At 75.0% G+C, this 17,713-nt stretch carries 17 protein-coding genes and 2 tRNA genes; 12 read left to right on the top strand and 7 right to left on the bottom strand.

Annotated elements, in window-relative coordinates; all coding sequences use genetic code 11:
- Positions 1-67: 67 nt before the first annotated feature.
- A complete protein-coding gene (locus ACI8AK_RS16910; protein WP_387985487.1) occupies positions 68-823 on the top strand; it encodes an SDR family oxidoreductase in 756 nt (251 codons plus the stop codon).
- On the opposite strand, the gene ACI8AK_RS16905 is transcribed toward ACI8AK_RS16910, so the two are convergent.
- The gene (locus ACI8AK_RS16905) at positions 816-1,577 is read right to left on the bottom strand and encodes an MBL fold metallo-hydrolase (protein ID WP_456948531.1); all 762 of its coding nucleotides are present in this window, start codon (positions 1,575-1,577) and stop codon (positions 816-818) included. The genes ACI8AK_RS16910 and ACI8AK_RS16905 overlap by 8 nt on opposite strands.
- On the bottom strand, positions 1,574-2,248 hold the full coding sequence (locus ACI8AK_RS16900) for a DUF429 domain-containing protein (RefSeq protein WP_456957184.1): 675 nt from the start codon (positions 2,246-2,248) through the stop codon (positions 1,574-1,576). The genes ACI8AK_RS16905 and ACI8AK_RS16900 overlap by 4 nt, the downstream gene beginning before the upstream one ends.
- Positions 2,249-2,273: 25 nt before the next feature.
- On the opposite strand from ACI8AK_RS16900, the gene ACI8AK_RS16895 reads away from it, so the two are divergent.
- Positions 2,274-2,765, top strand: a complete 492-nt coding sequence (locus ACI8AK_RS16895; protein ID WP_456902482.1) for a ribose-5-phosphate isomerase — start codon at positions 2,274-2,276, stop codon at positions 2,763-2,765.
- 3 nt (positions 2,766-2,768) lie between these two features.
- Here the strand turns inward: ACI8AK_RS16895 and ACI8AK_RS16890 are convergent, their stop codons facing one another.
- Genes ACI8AK_RS16890 through ACI8AK_RS16880 form a run of 3 tightly spaced genes read right to left on the bottom strand, consistent with a single transcriptional unit; the run spans position 2,769 to position 6,004 of the window.
- Complete coding sequence (locus tag ACI8AK_RS16890) at positions 2,769-4,010, bottom strand: GNAT family N-acetyltransferase (protein WP_456948529.1); 1,242 nt, start codon at positions 4,008-4,010, stop codon at positions 2,769-2,771.
- Positions 4,011-4,052: 42 nt separating this feature from the next.
- The gene (locus tag ACI8AK_RS16885; protein WP_456902484.1) at positions 4,053-4,724 is read right to left on the bottom strand and encodes a response regulator; all 672 of its coding nucleotides are present in this window, start codon (positions 4,722-4,724) and stop codon (positions 4,053-4,055) included.
- Positions 4,715-6,004: a sensor histidine kinase gene (locus ACI8AK_RS16880; RefSeq protein ID WP_456957182.1), complete on the bottom strand. Its 1,290-nt coding sequence runs from the start codon at positions 6,002-6,004 to the stop codon at positions 4,715-4,717. Before ACI8AK_RS16880 ends, ACI8AK_RS16885 begins: the two co-directional genes overlap by 10 nt.
- 222 nt (positions 6,005-6,226) lie before the next feature.
- On the opposite strand from ACI8AK_RS16880, the gene ACI8AK_RS16875 reads away from it, so the two are divergent.
- The 5 genes from ACI8AK_RS16875 to ACI8AK_RS16855 all read left to right on the top strand — a co-directional run bounded on the left by ACI8AK_RS16875 (position 6,227) and on the right by ACI8AK_RS16855 (position 12,401).
- Positions 6,227-7,864 (top strand): hypothetical protein, encoded by a 1,638-nt coding sequence (locus tag ACI8AK_RS16875; protein ID WP_456957180.1) that lies wholly within the window; start codon positions 6,227-6,229, stop codon positions 7,862-7,864.
- Positions 7,865-7,955: 91 nt separating this feature from the next.
- Positions 7,956-9,731, top strand: coding sequence for a bifunctional metallophosphatase/5'-nucleotidase (locus ACI8AK_RS16870; RefSeq protein WP_456957178.1), 1,776 nt, complete (start codon positions 7,956-7,958; stop codon positions 9,729-9,731).
- 158 nt (positions 9,732-9,889) lie between these two features.
- Positions 9,890-10,891 (top strand): sigma-70 family RNA polymerase sigma factor, encoded by a 1,002-nt coding sequence (locus ACI8AK_RS16865; RefSeq protein ID WP_387985467.1) that lies wholly within the window; start codon positions 9,890-9,892, stop codon positions 10,889-10,891.
- A gap of 120 nt (positions 10,892-11,011) precedes the next feature.
- Entirely contained in the window at positions 11,012-11,509 is a 498-nt protein-coding gene (locus ACI8AK_RS16860; protein ID WP_456957176.1) for a DUF4396 domain-containing protein, read from the top strand.
- Positions 11,510-11,576: 67 nt separating this feature from the next.
- A complete protein-coding gene (locus tag ACI8AK_RS16855) occupies positions 11,577-12,401 on the top strand; it encodes a M55 family metallopeptidase (RefSeq protein ID WP_456957174.1) in 825 nt (274 codons plus the stop codon).
- Between the two features lie 16 nt (positions 12,402-12,417).
- Here ACI8AK_RS16855 and ACI8AK_RS16850 read toward each other — a convergent pair whose 3' ends face one another.
- Both ACI8AK_RS16850 and ACI8AK_RS16845 read right to left on the bottom strand, forming a co-directional pair.
- Positions 12,418-12,606, bottom strand: coding sequence for a hypothetical protein (locus ACI8AK_RS16850; RefSeq protein WP_387985460.1), 189 nt, complete (start codon positions 12,604-12,606; stop codon positions 12,418-12,420).
- Positions 12,607-12,773: 167 nt separating this feature from the next.
- Positions 12,774-12,844 (bottom strand) — tRNA-Gly (locus ACI8AK_RS16845).
- A gap of 45 nt (positions 12,845-12,889) precedes the next feature.
- On the opposite strand from ACI8AK_RS16845, the gene ACI8AK_RS16840 reads away from it, so the two are divergent.
- The 5 genes from ACI8AK_RS16840 (at position 12,890) to ACI8AK_RS16820 (ending at position 17,585) form a co-directional block, all read left to right on the top strand.
- A complete protein-coding gene (locus ACI8AK_RS16840; protein WP_456902532.1) occupies positions 12,890-14,341 on the top strand; it encodes an amidase in 1,452 nt (483 codons plus the stop codon).
- 14 nt (positions 14,342-14,355) lie between these two features.
- Positions 14,356-14,429 (top strand) — tRNA-Pro (locus ACI8AK_RS16835).
- A gap of 87 nt (positions 14,430-14,516) precedes the next feature.
- Positions 14,517-15,992, top strand: a complete 1,476-nt coding sequence (tig, locus tag ACI8AK_RS16830; RefSeq protein WP_387985433.1) for a trigger factor — start codon at positions 14,517-14,519, stop codon at positions 15,990-15,992.
- A 307-nt stretch (positions 15,993-16,299) separates the two neighbouring features.
- Positions 16,300-16,935, top strand: a complete 636-nt coding sequence (locus tag ACI8AK_RS16825; protein ID WP_456902534.1) for an ATP-dependent Clp protease proteolytic subunit — start codon at positions 16,300-16,302, stop codon at positions 16,933-16,935.
- 20 nt (positions 16,936-16,955) lie between these two features.
- The gene (locus ACI8AK_RS16820; protein WP_387985431.1) at positions 16,956-17,585 is read left to right on the top strand and encodes an ATP-dependent Clp protease proteolytic subunit; all 630 of its coding nucleotides are present in this window, start codon (positions 16,956-16,958) and stop codon (positions 17,583-17,585) included.
- Positions 17,586-17,713 lie beyond the last annotated feature (128 nt).

Genomic DNA, 17,713 nt, shown 5'->3' with positions numbered 1-17,713 from the left:
CCCGTGCACCTCCGCGGACCCGCACCGGGCGGGTCCGCGGAAGTGCACGGCTGGCATGCTGCCGGGCGTGCCGCGACCGACCCGCCAGCGCATCCTGATCACCGGCGCCAGCTCCGGGCTGGGCATGGGCATGGCCCGCCGCTTCGCCGCGCGCGGCCGGGACCTCGCGCTGGCCGCCCGCCGCGAGCACCTGCTGGAGGAGCTGCGCGACGAGCTGCTCGCCGCGCACCCCGGCATCCGGGTGGTCACCGCGGCCCTCGACGTCGACGACGCGACGGCCGTGGCCGAGGGCGTCCCGGCGCTGGCCGCGGAGCTGGGCGGCGTCGACCGGTTCGTCGCCAACGCCGGCATCGGCAAGGGCGCGTCGGTGGGCACCGGCGCCGGCTGGGCCAACCGCGCGACGCTGTTCACCAACGTCCTCGGCACCCACGCCCAGTGCGAGGCCGCCGTCGAGCTGTTCCGCGCGCAGGGGTCGGGCCACCTCGTCGTCGTCAGCTCGGTCGCCTCGGTCCGGGGGATGCGCGGCACCCGCACCGCCTACGGCGCCAGCAAGGCCGCGCTCAACGCGCTCGCCGAGGGCATCCGGTCGGACCTGCTCGGCACCGGCATCCGGGTCACCACGGTGCTGCCCGGCTACATCGAGACCGACATCAACGTCGGCCGCCGCGGCCCGTTCACCGTCGACCTCGACACCGGCGTCGACGCGCTCGTCGCCGCGATCGAGCGGGAGCCGGTGCGGGCCTACGTGCCCGAGTGGCCGTGGCGGCCGGTGTCGGCGCTGCTGCGCGTGCTCCCGCTGCCGGTGGTGCGCCGCCTCACGTGAGGCGGGAGGCGGCGGCCCGCATCGCCGCCTCGTCGTAGGGGCCGCGGTCCAGCCGACCGGCCCGGACGGCGGCCAGCACCGCCAGCAGCTCCTCGCGCTGGGCGCCGACGAAGTCCGCGTCCACCACCGCGCCGTGGCCGGGGACGACCGGCCCGCGGGCCAGCGCGTGCAGCCGGCCCAGCGTCGCGGGCCACTCGGCCGGGAAGGCGTCCTCGAACGCCGGCGGGGCGCCCTCCTCGACCAGGTCCCCGGCGAAGACGGTGCCGTCCTCCACCTCCACGACCAGGTCGTGCCCGGTGTGCCCCCGGCCGAGGAAGCGCAGCACCACCTCGACGCCGCCCACGTCGAGCACCGCGACGTCGTCGACCAGCGCGTCCGGCGGGTCCAGCGGCGCCCGCCGCACCTGCGCCGCGGCCTCGTCGTCCCCGGCCGCCAGCAGCTCCGCGACCCGGGCCGCGCGCTGCGCCTCACCGGTCGCCAGCAGGTCCGCGGCGCAGCCGCGCGTGCCCCACACCGTGGCCGGCCGGAACGCGGTGTTGCCGAAACAGTGGTCGTAGTGGGCGTGGGTGTTGACCACGGTCCACGGGTGCGGGGTCACCCGGCGCACGGCGGCGGCGAGGTCGGCGGCCTCGGCGGGGGAGGAGCGGGTGTCGACGACGAGGCAGGCGCCGTCGCCGACGACCAGTCCGCAGTTGAGGTCCAGCGACCCGTGCCGGCGGACGAAGACGCCGTCGGCGACCTCGGTGAACGTCACCAGCAGATGCGCATCGGCCGGCCGCGGGCGTCGAGCGAGCCGTCGCCCACGCACTCCGCGGCGCCGTCGGCGATCCGCCGGGCCGACCAGGCGGCGGCGCAGGCGTCGAGCGCGTCGACCGCCGGGATGCCTGCCGGCGCCTCGGACAGCGCGTCCAGGACGTCCATGACCGGCTGGAGTGCGCGCAGGCGTTGACCCTGGCCCCGGGCGCTCGCCTTCGGATCGCGCACGCGCTCGTCGAGGGCGCGGAACGCCAGCTCGGGGTGGACCTCGTGCACGCGGGGGTCAGACGGGTCGCCGAGGGCGTCGTCGAGGTCGCGGATGGAGCGCGTCAGCCGGAACGACTGCGCCGACAGCGAGCGCCCGCCGGTCGCCGCGATCGAGAGCTCACGGGCGTGCGCGTAGTCCCGCGCGGCCAGGACCGGGCGCACGGGGGCGGGGAACACCGAGCCGGCGGCGCCGCGGCCGCGCAGCTCGTCCCGCGCGGCGACGTCGCAGGTCCGCACACCGTCGTCGGACAGGCCGATGGGCATGTCGACGGCGACGACGTCGACGTCCGGCACCGCGAGGACCGCCGCGGCGTCGCCGAGGTGGAGCAACCGCACCCTGCGGCCGTCGAGCAGCGCGCCGACCCAGGCCCCGCGCCAGCCGTCCACCCCGAGCACCGCCACCACCCGACCCTGACAGACTCGGCGCATGCGCGTCTTCGTCGGCACCGACCACGCCGGGCTGGACTTCAAGGAGCACCTCAAGCAGGCGCTCACCGAGGCCGGGCACGAGCCGGTCGACTGCGGCGCCTTCGAGTACCACCCGCAGGACGACTACCCGCCGTTCTGCTTCGAGGTCGGCGAGCGCGTGGTCACCGAGCCGGGCAGCCTCGGCGTGGTCATCGGCGGCTCGGGCAACGGCGAGCAGATCGCGGCGAACAAGGTGCCCGGCGTGCGCGCGGCGCTGGTGTGGAACACCGAGACCGCCCAGCTCGCCCGGCAGCACAACGACGCCAACGTCGTCTCGATCGGCGCCCGCCAGCACTCCATCGAGGAGGCCACCGCGCTGGTGCTCGAGTTCCTCCGGACGCCGTTCAGCCACGACGAGCGGCACGTCCGCCGGATCGGGCTGATCCACGACTACGAGCAGAACCGGCACCGTCCCGCCGGCGGCCTCCCCACCCGCGGCGACGTGGTCTGACGATCAGAACTGGTCCGGGCAGAACGGGCTCACGGGCCAGGAGAACGCCGTCGCGGCCTGGGTGACCGCGCCGGGGCTGACCTCGGTGACCCGGCCGGCCGCCTGCAGCGTGCCCAGCGAGACCCCGCCCAGGTAGGCCGCGGCCAGCGCCTCGACGTCGACGACCAGGTCGGGGTCGCCGTCGGTGGGGGCGCAGAACGCCCCTGCCGGGTGACCGCGCAGCCACCAGCGGCCGTCGTTCCACGGGCAGAACCGGTCGCGCACCTCGAGGACCATGTCGATCGGCGCCGGGTAGCGGCGCGCGGCCAGCGCCCGGCCGACGTCGACCAGCCGCAGCCACAGCCCGTCCAGCGGGCGCACCTGCAGCGCGCGCGGGTCGGCCAGCAGGTGGCGCAGCGGGTCGTCGGCGGGCGCGTAGCCGGCCTCCACGGTCCGCACGAGGTCCAGGTCGAGCAGGTACCGCCACAGCGCCGCGTAGCCGGGGGTGCTGCGCGCCCGCACGTCCTCGACGACGACCGTGCCGTCGGCCAGGCCGTCGTCGGTCCACCGGGTGCGCACGCGGAACGCGGCGAAGCCGGTGACCTCGCCGTCGGCCTCGGTGTGCAGCACGTACCGGCGGGCGCCGGCGCCGCCGCGGCGCTCGGCCGGTTCGCGCAGCGCGCGCTCCCACCAGCGCCCGTCGCGCTCGAACGTGCCGGGCACCCAGCGGCGCAGCGCCTCGTGCACCCGCGCGGCGCCGGCCCGCCACGCCTCGGGGTCGGCCGGGGCCACCGTGCCGGTGCCCAGGTCGACGCCGGGGCGGAAGGCCATGTCGCGGGTGGAGCCGCGCAGGTTCCCGCGCTGCGTCGCGGGCGCGTAGCCGAAGCGGCCGTAGATCGAGCCCTCGGAGGCCCACAGCGCGGCCAGCGGCTCGCCCTGCTGCTCGTGCAGCTCGGTGAGCTGGCGGCGCATCATCGCGGTCAGCACGCCCCGGCGGCGGTGGGTGGGGGAGACGGTCACCCAGGTGACGCCCGCGCACGGGACGACGGCGCCGGGCACGGTCACCTGCCGGCTGTAGATGCCGCCGGTGGCGGCGACCCGCCCGTCGCCAGCCCACAGCGACAGCGACCGGTCCAGCTCCGCCGTCGGCGGGACCCGCTCGGTGAAGTCGCCGATCGGGTCGTCGCCGAAGACCTCGAGCATCGCCCGGCTGAAGGCGGGCCACTCCTCGGCGGTGACGGGGCGGAGGTCGGCGGGATCGGTCACCCCTGGTGTCTACCGGGCGGGGACGGCGGCCCGCGACCGCGTTCAGCCGCGGAGGTAGGCCAGGGTCGCCATGACCCGGCTGTTGCGGTCCTCGTCGGGCGCGAGGCCGAGCTTGGCGAAGATCCGCTGGGTGTGCTTCTCCACCGCGCCCGGGGTGACCACCAGCTGCCGGGCGATCGCGGTGTTGGAGTGGCCCTCGGCGATCAGCCCGAGCACCTCGCGCTCGCGCGGGGTGAGCCGGCGCACCGGGTCGTCGGCGCGGCGGCGGGCGAACAGCTGGGCGACCACCTGCGGGTCGAGCACGGTGCCGCCGGCCACCACCTCGGCGAGCGCGGAGAGCAGCTGGTCGAGGTCGGTCACCCGGTCCTTGAGCAGGTAGCCGGCGCCGCCGCGGCCGTCGGCGAGCAGCTCGTCGGCGTAGGCCACCTCGACGTACTGCGACAGCACCAGCACCGCCGTCCCGGGCACCGCCCGGCGCACCTCGACGGCGGCGCGCAGCCCCTCGTCGGTGTGCGTGGGCGGCATCCGCACGTCGACGACGGCCACGTCGGGCCGGTGCTCGCCCACGGCGCGCACCAGCGACGGGCCGTCGCCGACCGCGGCCACCACGGTGGTGCCCGCCTCCTCGAGCAGCCGGACCAGCCCCTCGCGGAGCAGGACCGAGTCCTCGGCGAGCACCACCCGCAGCGGCCGGCCGTCCGGGGTCAGGCCCACGGCAGCTCGGCGGTGGTCCGGGTCGGGCCGCCGCGCGGGCTGTCGACGGCCAGCACGCCGTCGACGGCGCGCAGCCGGTCGGCGAGCCCGGCCAGGCCGTGCCCGGGCACCAGCAGCGCCCCGCCCTCGCCGTCGTCCTCGACGACGACCCGCAGCACGTCGCCGGCCCGCCGCACCTCGACCCGGCACACGCCGGCCCCGCTGTGCTTGGCCACGTTGGCCAGCGCCTCGCTGACGACGAAGTAGGCGGTGTTCTCCGTGACCGGCGCCGGCCGCTCGTCGGGCAGGTCGACGGCGAGCTCCACCGGCACCGGCGAGCGGGCGGCCAGCGCGGCCAGCGCCGCCGGGAGGCCGCGGTCGGCGAGCACCGGCGGGGCGATGCCGCGGGACAGCGCCCGCAGCTCCTCCAGCGCCTCCCTGGCGAGGACGCCGGCCTCGGCCAGCGTCGTGCGGGCGGCGGCGGGGTCGCGCTCGAGCTGGCGCTGGGCGCGGGAGAGGTCCATGCCCAGGCGGACGAGGTGCTGCTGCGGGCCGTCGTGGATGTCGCGCTCCAGCCGGCGCAGCGCCACCGCCTCGGCGGCGACGGCGGCGTCGCGGCCGCGGGAGAGCCGGCCGATCTCGGCCTGGGTGGCGGCGCGGGAGGTGAGCAGCACCCGGCCGAGCTGCGCCTGCAGCAGCGCGACCGCCCGGACGGCGAAGGGGAGCACGGCCGCGGCGACCAGGCCGATCGCCGTGTAGCCGACGATCCGCAGCGGGGTGCCGCCGTCGAAGCCGAGCAGCTCGAACAGGTCCTCGTTGCCCTCCTGCGGCAGCGCCCAGTCCCACAGCCCGTAGGTGATCCCGCCGAGCGCGAGCGCCCAGAACGTGACCGTGACGACGAAGGCCAGGACGGCGAGCGGGAACCGGACGACGGCGTGCAGCACGTCGAGCCAGGACTGCGGGTCGCGCAGCGGGGTCAGCAGCCGGCGCACCCGGCCGCCGTCGGGGGTCAGGTAGGCCGGGCGGGGGACCGGGTGGCCGAGCACCGCGGGCAGTTGCGCCCGCTCGAGCGCGGCGAACCCGCGGGCGGCGAGCAGGGTGAGCGCGAGGACGGCGAGGCCGACCCAGACCACCACGGTGCCGACGCCGACGGCGACGCCGGTCACGGCGACGACGAAGGCGGCGATCCCGACCGGCAGCGACAGCAGCGCGTAGCCGGAGTCGACGAGCAGCCGGCGCAGGAGGCCGGCGTGCGGTGGGGCGGCGGTCGCGGAGGGCATCACGAGGGTGTCGGTGGTCATGCAGCGAGCCTGCTGGCGCGGGGGCGCCCGGCCGATCCCGTCAGCCGGTCGATCCGCTGTCGGGCTGGCCCGACACCCGCTGCGCTGCTCATGTCGCCGGCGATGCTCCCGGTCACGGCGGGCCGGTGTCCAGCGTCCTGGCTAGTGTCGGGCGCGATCCCGAGCGCGCCGACGGCGCCGTGCCCCCGCGCGGCCGCGTGCCCGGCTGGACGGAGGTCGCCCGTGCGCCCGAGGTCGGTACCCGTCGCGCTCAGCGCGCTCCTGCTGGCCGCCGGCTGCACGGCGTCCACCGCCGCGGAGGAGGACGGGGGCGGCACCGCCCCGGTCGCGACCTCCGCACCGGACCAGCGGCTGACCGTCGTCGCCGACGCCGAGCCCGCGGCGTCGGCCGTCAGCGCCAGCCGCGCGCTGTTCGACGAGGCCGGCGTGGTCGTCGTCGCCCCCGAGGACGACCGGGCGGCGACCCTGCTCGGCGCCTCGGCCGCGGTCGGCCTGGGCGTGCCGCTGCTGCTGGACCCCGAGGGCGAGGACGCCGACGCTGCCGTCGCCGAGGAGATCGGCCGGCTGGGCGCGCGCACGGTCCTCGCCGTGGGCGCCGACACCGCACCCGGCGACGCCGACGTCGTCGGCGTCCCGGCCGGTGCCGAGGCGGTTGCCGCCGCCACACGCCTCGACCTCGCCGACGCCGACCCGGTGCCGGCCGACGGCGAGGCGGCCGCGGTCGCGGCGCTCGACCCCGACCGACCCGCGGCCCTGCGCCCCGAGGAGGACGGCGCCGCGGCCGAGGGCGAGGCCGACGGCGAGCTGCCCGCGGTCACCCGCGCCGAGCCGCTCGAGGGCACCGTCGTCCTGGCCGACGGCGACCCGGGGTCACTGGCCGGCGTCGCCACCGCCCGGGCCGCCGGCGCGCGCGTGCAGGTGACCGGCGGGCAGACCGACCCGCGGGGGTCGGCCGACGCGGTCGAGGCGGTGTCCGGCGCGGAGACCGTCGTCGCCCTGGGCGCGGGGTTCGGCGCGGAGGACGGCCTGGACTGGAAGGTGGAGACCGCGGCGACCGGCACCCAGCTGCCCGGCGGCGGGCAGACGCTGTTCCCGCAGCACTTCATGGTGGCGCTCTACGGCCACCCGGGCACCGGCGCGCTCGGCGTGCTCGGCGAGCAGGACGTGCAGGCGAGCGTCCAGCGGGCCCGCGACCACGCCGCGCCCTACGAGTCGCTGGTCCCCGACGCCACCGTCGTCCCGGCCTTCGAGATCATCGCGACGGTGGCCTCGGAGTTCCCGACCGACGGCAACGACTACTCCTTCGAGGCGCCGCTGGAGCAGATCCGCCCGTGGGTGGAGGCCGCGGGGGAGGCCGGCCTCTACGTCGTCCTGGACCTGCAGCCCGGGCGCACCGACTTCGTCACCCAGGCCGAGCTGTACCGGCCGCTGCTGGAGCTGCCGCACGTCGGGCTGGCGCTGGACCCCGAGTGGCGGCTGGCGCCGAACCAGGTGCACCTCACGCAGATCGGCTCGGTCGGCATCGACGAGGTGAACCGGGTGGTGACGTGGCTGGCCGACCTCACCCGCGAGAACCGGCTGCCGCAGAAGCTGCTCGTGCTGCACCAGTTCCGGGTGGACATGATCCCCGGCCGCGAGCAGGTCGACCTGTCCCGCGACGAGGTCGCCGTCATGGTGCACGCCGACGGGCAGGGCCCGCAGGGGAGCAAGCAGGACACGTGGCGGGTGCTGCACGGCATCGGCCCCGAGGGGCTGGCCTGGGGCTGGAAGAACTTCTACGACGAGGACTCGCCGATGCTCACGCCCGAGGAGACGATCGCGCAGGTCTCCCCCCGGCCCCAACTCGTCACCTACCAGTAGTCCCCCTGTGTGACGGAGTCGTCACCCCCGGGAGTTAGCGTCGCCCCGCGCCCGGGACGCACGGGCGGCACACCGAGGGGAACACGCACACATGCAGCGACGCAGGTACTGGGCCGCGGTCGCGGCCGCACTCGCGGTGACCGCCGGGGCGGCGACGCCCGCGGCGGCCGCCCCGGCGGCAGCGGCCACCGACGAGCTCGACCTCACCCTGTTGGCCACCACCGACCTGCACGGTCGGGTGCAGGACTGGGACTACTTCAAGGACGCGCCCTACACCGAGTCGGCGCGCTTCGCCACGGGCCTGGCCCGGGTCGGCTCGGTCGTCGACAGCGTGCGTGCCGCGCGCGGCGAGGAGAGCGTCCTGGTCGTCGACAACGGCGACTTCCTGCAGGGCACGCCGCTGAGCTACTACTACGCGCGGCAGGAGCCGGTCACCGAGACCGGCGCCGAGCACCCGATGGCCGCTGCCTACGACGCCATCGGCTACGACGCCCAGGTCGTCGGCAACCACGAGTTCAACTACGGCCTGGACCTGCTGCAGGCCTACGCCGACGACGTCGACCACCCGGTGCTCGGCGCCAACGTCGTCGACGCCGCGACCGGTGAGCCGTACCTGCCGCCCTACACGCTGCAGCGGATGCACGTCCCCGGCCACAAGCCGGTCACCGTGGGCATCCTCGGCCTGACCACGCCGGGCTCGGCGATCTGGGACCGCGGCAACGTCGAGGGCCGCGTCGAGTTCGAGGACATGGTCGAGGCGGCGGAGCGCTGGGTGCCGATCGTCGACGAGCAGGCCGACGTCGTCGTGGTGCTGTCGCACGCCGGCGTGGGCGGCACGTCGTCCTACGACGAGTCGCAGGCCCCCACCGAGAACCCGACCGACGTCATCGCCCGGACGGTCCCCGGCATCGACGCCATGGTCGTCGGCCACACCCACCGGAACGCCCCGAGTCAGGTGGTCGAGAACGAGGTCACCGGCGACGACGTGCTGCTCACCCAGCCCTACCGCTGGGGCGCCACGGTGTCCCAGGTCGACATCGGGCTCGAGAAGGTCCGCGGCCAGTGGGACGTCGTCAGCACCGCGGCCACGGCGCTGCGCACCGACGCGTACCCCGAGGACCCGGAGGTGCTCGCCGCGACCGACGAGGCGCACCGGACGACGGTCGGCTACGTCAACCAGGTGGTCGCGACCTCCACCGAGGAGCTCTCGGCCGTGACCAGCCGGTACGAGGACACCGCGATCCTCGACTTCATCCAGGACGTGCAGACCGACACCGTCGACGCCGCCCTGGAGGGCACGCAGTACGCGGACCTGCCGGTGCTGTCGATCGCCGCGCCGTTCAGCCGGGACGCCGTCTTCCCGGAGGGCGAGGTGACCATCCGCGACATCGCCGGGCTCTACGTCTACGACAACACGCTGCAGGCGGTGCAGATGACCGGCGCCGAGATCCGCGCCTACCTCGAGCACTCCGCGAGGTACTTCTCGCAGACGTCCGACCCGGCGGTGGACCCCACGACGATCGCCGGGGTCGACGGGACGCCGGACTACAACTACGACGTCCTGTCCGGGGTCTCCTACGACATCGACGTGGCCGAGCCGGTGGGCGAGCGCATCACCCGCCTGCAGCACCCGGACGGCTCGGCGGTCGAGGCCGACGACGTCTTCGTGGTCGCGGTGAACAACTACCGGCGCTCGGGCGGCGGCGGCTTCCCGCACGTCGCAGCCGCTCCCGTCGTCTACGACCAGCAGCTGGAGATCCGGCAGCTGCTCATCGACAGCGCACAGGCGTCCGGTGAGATCGACCCGGCCGACTTCGCGGTCGACAACTGGCAGCTGGTGGTGAACGGGCAGCCGCTGGTGTCCTGACGCACCCGTCCCACCTCACACCCGACCGCCCCGCCGGAGCCCTCCGGCGGGGCGGTCGGCGTCCGGGGGTCAGCCCGCCGGGGACTCCCGTTCCGTCGGTCCTCCGTGGTGGACTACCGCCCGTCGACGGGGATGGCGACCGAGGAGAGGTGGTCCGCGTGACCAGCGTGCTGACCGGGGTGTCCGACGAGCTCGACCCGCGACTGCTCGAGCACCGGCGGGAGCTGACCGGCTACTGCTACCGGATGCTGGGGTCGTCCTTCGACGCCGACGACGCGGTGCAGGAGACGCTGGTGCGGGCGTGGAAGAGCTTCGGCTCGTTCGAGGGCCGCTCCTCGCTGCGCTCCTGGCTGTACCGGATCGCCACCAACGTCTGCCTCGACCAGCTCTCCGGGCGGCAGCGCCGGGCCCTGCCCATGGACCTCTCCGGCTCGCCGTGGTCGCCGGTCGAGGCGTCCCTGGCCGCCAAGCGGCCGGCCGATGCCTGGGTCGAGCCGGTCCTCGACCGCGCGGTCCTGCCCGAGGACGGCGACCCGGCCGAGCGTGCGGTGGCGCGTGAGTCGGTGCGGCTGGCCTTCGTGGCGGCGCTGCAGCACCTGCCGCCGCGGCAGCGCGCCGTCCTCCTGCTACGCGACGTGCTGCGCTGGCACGCCGACGAGGTCGCCGCCCTGCTCGAAACCACCGTCGCCTCGGTCAACAGTGCCCTGCAGCGGGCCCGCGCCACGCTGGCGGCCATGGGCGGCACCCCGGAGGAGCGGCCGCTGGACACCGACCACCGCGAGCTGCTGGACCGCTACCTGGACGCCTTCGAGCGCTACGACATCGACGCCTTCGTCGCCCTGCTGCACGAGGACGCCACCCAGCACATGCCGCCGTTCGAGATGTGGCTGGGCAGCGCCGCCGACATCGGCACCTGGATGCTCGGCCCGGGCAGCGGCTGCCGGAACTCCCGGCTGCTGCTGACCGAGGCCAACGGCAGCCCGGCGGTCGCGCAGTGGCGCCCCACGGACGACGGCGGCCACACCCCGTGGGCACTGCACGTCCTGGAGATCGAGGACGGCCGGATCCGGCACATCACCAGCTTCCTCGACCTCGACAACGACCTGTTCGCCCGGCTCGGCCTGCCGCTCACCCCGGACGCGGCGCCCGCCGCCGGCTGACCTCCCGCCCGCCTCCACCGCCGCCTCCCACCCGCCCGGGTCGGGAGGCGGCGGCGCGTCGAGGGGTTGTCTCCGGTACCCCTGGGGGGTATACATGGCGGCACCGACGGAGGAGGGGACATGCACAGCGACCACGTCCACCGGACGCCCACCACGGACCCGCACGCGGGCCACGGGAGGAACGCCGTTCCCTGGGCCGCGGCAGTGCAGGCCACGCTGCACTGCCTCACCGGCTGCGCCATCGGTGAGGTCCTCGGGATGGTCATCGGGACCAGCCTGGGCCTGTCCACCTGGGCCACGGTCGCCCTGGCCGTCGCGCTGGCCTTCGTCTTCGGCTACGCCCTGACGATGCGCGGTGTCCTGCGCGCGGGCCTGACGTTCCGCCGGGCGCTGCGCGTGGCGCTGGCGGCCGACACCGTCTCGATCGCGGTGATGGAGCTGGTCGACAACGCCGTCCTGGTCGGCGTCCCGGGTGCGATGGAGGCCGGCGTCGGCTCGGCGTTCTTCTGGCTGTCCCTGGCCGCCGCCCTCGCGGTGGCGTTCGTCGTCACCCTGCCGGTCAACCGCTGGCTGATGGGGCGCGGCCTCGGTCACGCCGTCGTCCACGCCCACCACTGACCGCCTCCGTCGGCCCCGTGCCGCCGCGGTGCGAGGCCGCCGGAGGGCGCGGCCGAGGATGGGGCTCGTGAAGATCTACGTGTCGTCGGACATGGAGGGCACCGCGGGTGTCGTCGACTGGGCGCAGTGCCGCGGCCCGGGCGGGGAGTACGAGCACTACCGGCGGCTGCTGCAGGACGAGGTGAACGCGGCGATCGCGGGCGCGATGGACGCCGGCGCCACCGAGTTCCTCGTCAACGACTCGCACTCGACGATGCAGAACCTGCGGCCCGGCGAGCTGCTCGGCAACGCCCGCCACCTCGCCGGCCGGCACAAGCCGATGTACATGATGGAGGGGCTGGACGGCTCCTTCGACGCCGTCTTCCTCGTCAGCTACCACGGCTCGATGTCCGGGCCGGCCTCGGTGCTGTCGCACACCTACAACCCGGCGGCGGTCGCCCGCGTGCGGCTGAACGGGCTCGAGGTGGGGGAGTCGGGCATCAACGCGCTGGTCGCCCTCGGCCACGGCGTGCCGGTCGTGCTGGTCACCGGCGACGAGACGACGGCCGAGGAGGCGCGCGCGGTGTGCCCGGGGATCGAGGCCGCCGTGGTCAAGCGGTCGGTCACCCGGTTCGCGGCCGAGAGCCTGCACCCGGCCGAGGCGTGCGCGCTCATCCGCGAGCGGGCGGCCGCCGCCGTGCGGGGCCTGTCCGCCGCCGGCCTCCCGGCGATCGAGCTGCCGGCGACGCTGGAGGTCACCTTCCGGAACGCGGACCTGGCCGAGCTGGCCTGCCGGGTCGTCGGGGTCGAGCGCACCGGGACCCTCGACGTCCGGATCGCCGACGACGACCCGGTCGCCCTCTACCGGACGTTCGTCACCGTCGTGCTGCTCACCCGCGGGTTCACCGACTGAGCGGCGTCCGGCAGGGCTAGATGCGGGTCAGCCAGACCACCGGCGGTCGGGCGCGCCGCGCGGCGAAGGCGTCCAGTTGCGCCCGGCCCGGGCGGCAGCCGCCCGGGCAGTCGAACTCCACGGCCTGCCCGTCGACCCACCCGACGGCCGCCGGCCGCCGGCAGATCGGGCAGTCCTCCCACGTGACCCGCTCGCTGGCTTCCACGATGTCGCCTCCCGGTCCCGGCGACCTGCCCGGGGAACGGGAGAGGACCTGGGCACGCTGTTCGAACCAGGGCCCCTCTGCGGAACGACCGTAACCGGGCGTGTCCGGCACGAAACGGCCTCTGGACGGACGGCCTGTTCCGGTTCGCCGGGGTGCCGGTCGAGGAGAGCGGGTGACGGGAATCGAACCCGCATGGCCAGCTTGGAAGGCTGGGGCTCTGCCATTGAGCTACACCCGCGAGGTGCCGCACCAGCGTAGCGGGCCGGACCGATAGCGTCCGGGCGTGACCGAGCCCACAGAGCTGGACGCCACCGCGCAGGCCGACCTCGTGCGCCGCGGCGAGGTGAGCCCCGCCGAGCTCGTCGACGCCGCGATCGCCCGGATCGAGGCGACGAACGCGCAGTTCGCCGCCGTGATCCGGGAGCGGTTCGACGCCGCCCGCGCCGAGGCCGCCGGCACGCTGCCCGACGGACCGTTCCGCGGCGTGCCGCTGCTGCTCAAGGACATGGGGGCGCACATGGCGGGGGAGGAGACCTGCTACGGCCTGGCCCCGCTGCGCGACGCGCAGATCCGTTGGCGGCGCGACAGCCACCTGGCCGAGGCCTTCCGCGCCGCCGGGTTCGTCGTCCTCGGACGCACCAACGTCCCCGAACTCGGGACGACGGTCACCACCGAGCCCGCCGCCAACCCCCCGGCGCGCAACCCGTGGGACCCCACCCGCTCCACCGGCGGCTCCAGCGGCGGGTCGGCCGCGGCCGTCGCGGCGGGGTACGTGCCGGTCGCGCACGCCAGCGACGGCGGCGGCTCCATCCGCGTCCCGGCGAGCGAGTGCGGGCTGGTCGGGCTCAAGCCCAGCCGCGCGCGGGTCAGCCAGGGCCCCGACGTCGGCGAGGGCTGGGCCGGCGCCACCATCGACGGCGTCGTCACCCGCAGCGTCCGCGACACCGCCGCCGTCCTCGACGCGATCGCCGGTCCGATGCCCGGCGACCCCTACGCCGCGCCGCCGCTGCCGCGCCCGCTGGTCGAGGAGGTCGGCGCCCCGGTCGGCCGGCTGCGCGTCGGCCTGGTCGACGCCCCGCCGCAGGAGCGCTGGCTCGACAGCCCCGAGTGCCGGGCCGCCGTCGCCCGCGCCGGCCGGCTGCTGGAGGACCTCGGCTGCGACGTCGAGCCCGCCGCGCCCGCCGTCTTCTTCGACGACGGCTTCTCCCGGCACTTCAACGCCACCATCGCCGCCGACACCGCCCGCATGCTCACCGATCTCGAGCGGGTCCTCGGCCGGGAGATCACCGACGACGAGCTCGAGCCGCGCAACGCCCACTACCGGGCCGCCGGCCACCGGATGACCTCGGCCGAGTACCTCGGCGCCCGCGCCTGGCTGGGCTCCTGGTGCCGCCGGATGGCCCGCTTCTGGACGCCGGCCGCAGACGGCGGGCAGGGCTTCGACCTGCTGGTCACCCCGACCGTGGGCGCGCCCCCGCCGGAGCTCGGCTGGTTCACCGCCGCAGGCCCGCGCGAGGAGGGCCGCCGCATCGGGGCGTTCATCCCGTACACCGCCCAGGCCAACGTCACCGGCCAGCCGGCGGTCAGCCTGCCGCTGCACACCACCGACGCCGGGCTGCCGGTCGGCGTGCAGCTGGTCGCGGGCGCCGGGCGGGAGGACCTGCTCGTGCGGGTCGCCGCCGCGCTGGAGGAGGCCGCCCCGTGGGCGGCACGCCGCCCGCCGGTGCCCGCCTAGACTCGCAGCCGCCACGGGGTGTGGCGCAGCTTGGTAGCGCACCCGCTTTGGGAGCGGGGGGCCGTGGGTTCGAATCCCGCCACCCCGACCCCGCCCCCGGCGTCTCTAGACTCGGGGGTCGACCCGGCGCCGGTCCCGGCGTCCCCCTTCCGTCGTACCGAGGAGCACTGCCGCTGTGAAGAGCACCATCGAGGAACTGGGCCCCACGCGGGTCCGGATGGCGATCGAGGTGCCGTGGGGAGACCTGGACCACGCCTTCGGTGAGGTCTACAAGGAGCTCAAGCGGCAGGTGCGCGTCCCCGGGTTCCGCCCGGGCAAGGTGCCCAACCGCATCCTCGACCAGCGCATCGGTCGTCCGGTCGTCCTCGAGCAGGTCGTCCAGCACGCCATCCCGGAGGTCTACTCCGAGGTCGTCCGCGACAACCAGGTCCGCGTCATCGGCCAGCCCGACATCGAGGTGACCCGCCTCGACGACAACGACACCCTGGCGTTCACCGCCGAGGTCGACGTCGCGCCGAAGATCGAGCTGCCGGCCCTCGACGACCTGAACGTCACCGTCGACGACGTCGAGGTCACCGACGAGGAGATCGACCAGCAGGTCTCGGTCATGCGCGAGCGCTTCGCCATGCTGACCGGCGTCGAGCGCGCCGCCCAGGACGGCGACTACGTCTCCATCGACCTCGAGGCCCGCGTCGGTGACGAGGTGCTCGAGGACGGCACCACCAGCGGCATGTCCTACGAGGTCGGCTCCGGCTCGCTCATGGAGGGCCTCGACGACGCCGTCCGCGGGCTGTCCGCCGACGAGTCGGCCACCTTCGAGACCCCGCTGCAGCAGGGCCCGCACGCCGGTGAGCAGGCGCAGGTCACCGTCACCGTCCGCTCGGTGAAGGCCAAGGAGCTGCCCGAGCTCGACGACGAGTTCGCCTCCACCGCCAGCGAGTTCGACACCCTCGAGGAGCTGCGCGACGACGTCCGCACCCGGCTGTCGCGGGTGAAGGTCATGCAGCAGGGCGCGCAGGCCCGCGACAAGCTGGTCGAGCACCTGCTCGAGGTCACCGAGGTCCCGATCCCCGAGGGCCTGGTCGACCGCGAGCTCGAGTTCCGCAACAACGCGCTGACCACCGAGCTCAACGGCGCCGGCATGGACTGGGACACCTTCCTGTCCATGTCGGGCAGCGAGAGCCGCGAGGCCTACGACGCCGAGCAGCGGAAGAACATCGAGGAGGCGGTCCGCACCCAGTTCGTCCTCGACGCGATCGCCGACGCGCGTGAGATCACCGTCGACAACGACGACCTGTCGGCGCAGATCATGGCGCAGGCCTCGCGCAACCGGATGAGCCCGGAGCAGTACGCCCAGCAGCTGCAGCAGAGCGGCAACATCGCCGAGTTCGTCGCCGACGTGCGCCGCACCAAGGCGCTGGCCCAGCTGCTCGAGCAGACGACGATCACCGACGCCTCGGGCAACGTCGTCGACCTGGAGGCCGCCCGCCCGCAGACGGTGCGTGCCGCCGAGGCCGCCCCCGCGGCTGACGACACCGCCGCCGACGACACCGCCGCCGAGGAGGCTCCCGACGCCGAGGTCGCCGACGCGGCCGCCGTCGAGGCGACCGAGGGTGCCACCGAGGACAGCGGGGACGTCGCCAAGGGCTGACGGAGGACCCGTCCTCCTCACCCCGAGCGAGCTCGGGGTGAGCCTCGGCACGGGGCCACCCGGATGCCCACCACGGACGCCGTCCTCCCCCGCGCACGCGGGGGAGGGCGGCGTCCGTCGTCTTCCCGGGGGCGCGCTGCGCCGTCGGCGAACAGGCCCCCGCGCCGGGACTCCGGGCCCGGGGGTGCGCGTTAGGGTCGACGTGACTCGGGGCGGACGCCGGGGGTACGGCCCGCCAGGGCCGCCGGCCCCGCCTCCCGCCCACCGAGACCGACTCGATCCACCGCCAACGGAGGTCACACCACCCGTGAGCACCGACCCGAACCCGGCGTACAGCCCGCTGATGCGGGGTGCCGCCGGGGGGATGAACCTCAACGACTCGGTCTACGAGCGCCTGCTGCGCGAGCGCATCATCTTCCTGGGCACCCAGGTCGACGACGTCATCGCCAACCAGCTGGCCGCGCAGATGCTGCTGCTGTCCGCCGAGGACCCCAAGCAGGACATCCACCTGTACATCAACTCGCCGGGCGGCTCGGTCAGCGCCGGCATGGCCATCTACGACACGATGCAGTTCATCGACTGCGACGTCGCCACCTACGGCATGGGCCTGGCCGCCTCGATGGGCCAGTTCCTGCTGACCGCGGGCACCAAGGGCAAGCGCTACGCCCTGCCGCACGCGCGGATCATGATGCACCAGCCCTCGGCGGGCGTCGGTGGCACCGCCGCGGACATCGCCATCCAGGCCGACCTGTTCCGCCGCACCAAGCGCGAGCTCAACGAGCTGCAGGCGTTCCACACCGGCCAGTCCATCGAGCAGATCGAGCGGGACTCCGACCGCGACCGCTGGTTCACCGCGCAGGAGGCCCTCGAGTACGGCTTCGTCGACCACGTCGTCAGCCGCGCCGCGATGACCGACAGCGCCAACCCGGTCTCCGACAACTGAGCAGCGAGGACTGACAGACGATGAGCGACTTCCAGCTGCCCTCCAGCCGGTACGTGCTGCCCTCCTTCGTGGAGCGGACCAGCTACGGCATGAAGGAGAGCAACCCGTACAACAAGCTCTTCGAGGAGCGGATCATCTTCCTCGGGGTGCAGATCGACGACGCGTCGGCCAACGACGTGATGGCCCAGCTGATCACGCTGGAGTCGGCCGACCCCGACCGCGACATCACGATCTACATCAACTCGCCCGGTGGCTCGTTCACGTCGCTGATGGCCATCTACGACACGATGATGTTCGTCCGCCCGGACATCCAGACCGTGTGCATGGGCCAGGCCGCCTCGGCCGCCGCCGTCCTGCTCGCGGCCGGCACCCCGGGCAAGCGACTGGCGCTGCCGTACTCGCGCGTGCTGATCCACCAGCCCTCCGGCGAGGCCGGCGGCCAGGTCTCGGACCTCGAGATCCACGCCGCCGAGATCGCGCGGGTGCGGGCCCAGATGGAGGAGATCCTGGCCCGCCACACCGGCCGCTCGGTGGAGCAGGTCCGCGCCGACATCGACCGCGACAAGATCCTGACGGCCCCCGAGGCCAAGGAGTACGGGATCGTCGACCAGGTCATCCAGAGCCGCAAGCTCAACGCGCTGCCGGTCTGATCGCCGTGATCGCCCGATCGGTACGGGTCGAGTCATCGCGTGTCGCGCACTCGACCCGTACCGTTCGAGGTGCAGTGCCGGGAGTGACGCGCGAGTCGGACGCCCCCGGCGCACCGGGGCGTCGAACC

The sequence above is a fragment of the Geodermatophilus sp. SYSU D00867 genome, from assembly GCF_054050315.1.
The sequence above is the reverse complement of the archived record's forward strand: the minus strand, read 5'-3'. Positions and strand labels throughout refer to the sequence as shown.

What these genes read in the sequence shown, in the direction of transcription:
- ACI8AK_RS16895 (WP_456902482.1), top strand. Translation starts at nt 2,274, where the DNA reads ATGCGCGTCTTCGTCGGCACCGACCACGCCGGGCTGGACTTCAAGGAG.
- ACI8AK_RS16870 (WP_456957178.1), top strand. Translation starts at nt 7,956, where the DNA reads ATGCAGCGACGCAGGTACTGGGCCGCGGTCGCGGCCGCACTCGCGGTG.
- ACI8AK_RS16880 (WP_456957182.1), bottom strand. Translation starts at nt 6,004, where the DNA reads ATGACCACCGACACCCTCGTGATGCCCTCCGCGACCGCCGCCCCACCG.
- ACI8AK_RS16820 (WP_387985431.1), top strand. Translation starts at nt 16,956, where the DNA reads ATGAGCGACTTCCAGCTGCCCTCCAGCCGGTACGTGCTGCCCTCCTTC.
- ACI8AK_RS16860 (WP_456957176.1), top strand. Translation starts at nt 11,012, where the DNA reads ATGCACAGCGACCACGTCCACCGGACGCCCACCACGGACCCGCACGCG.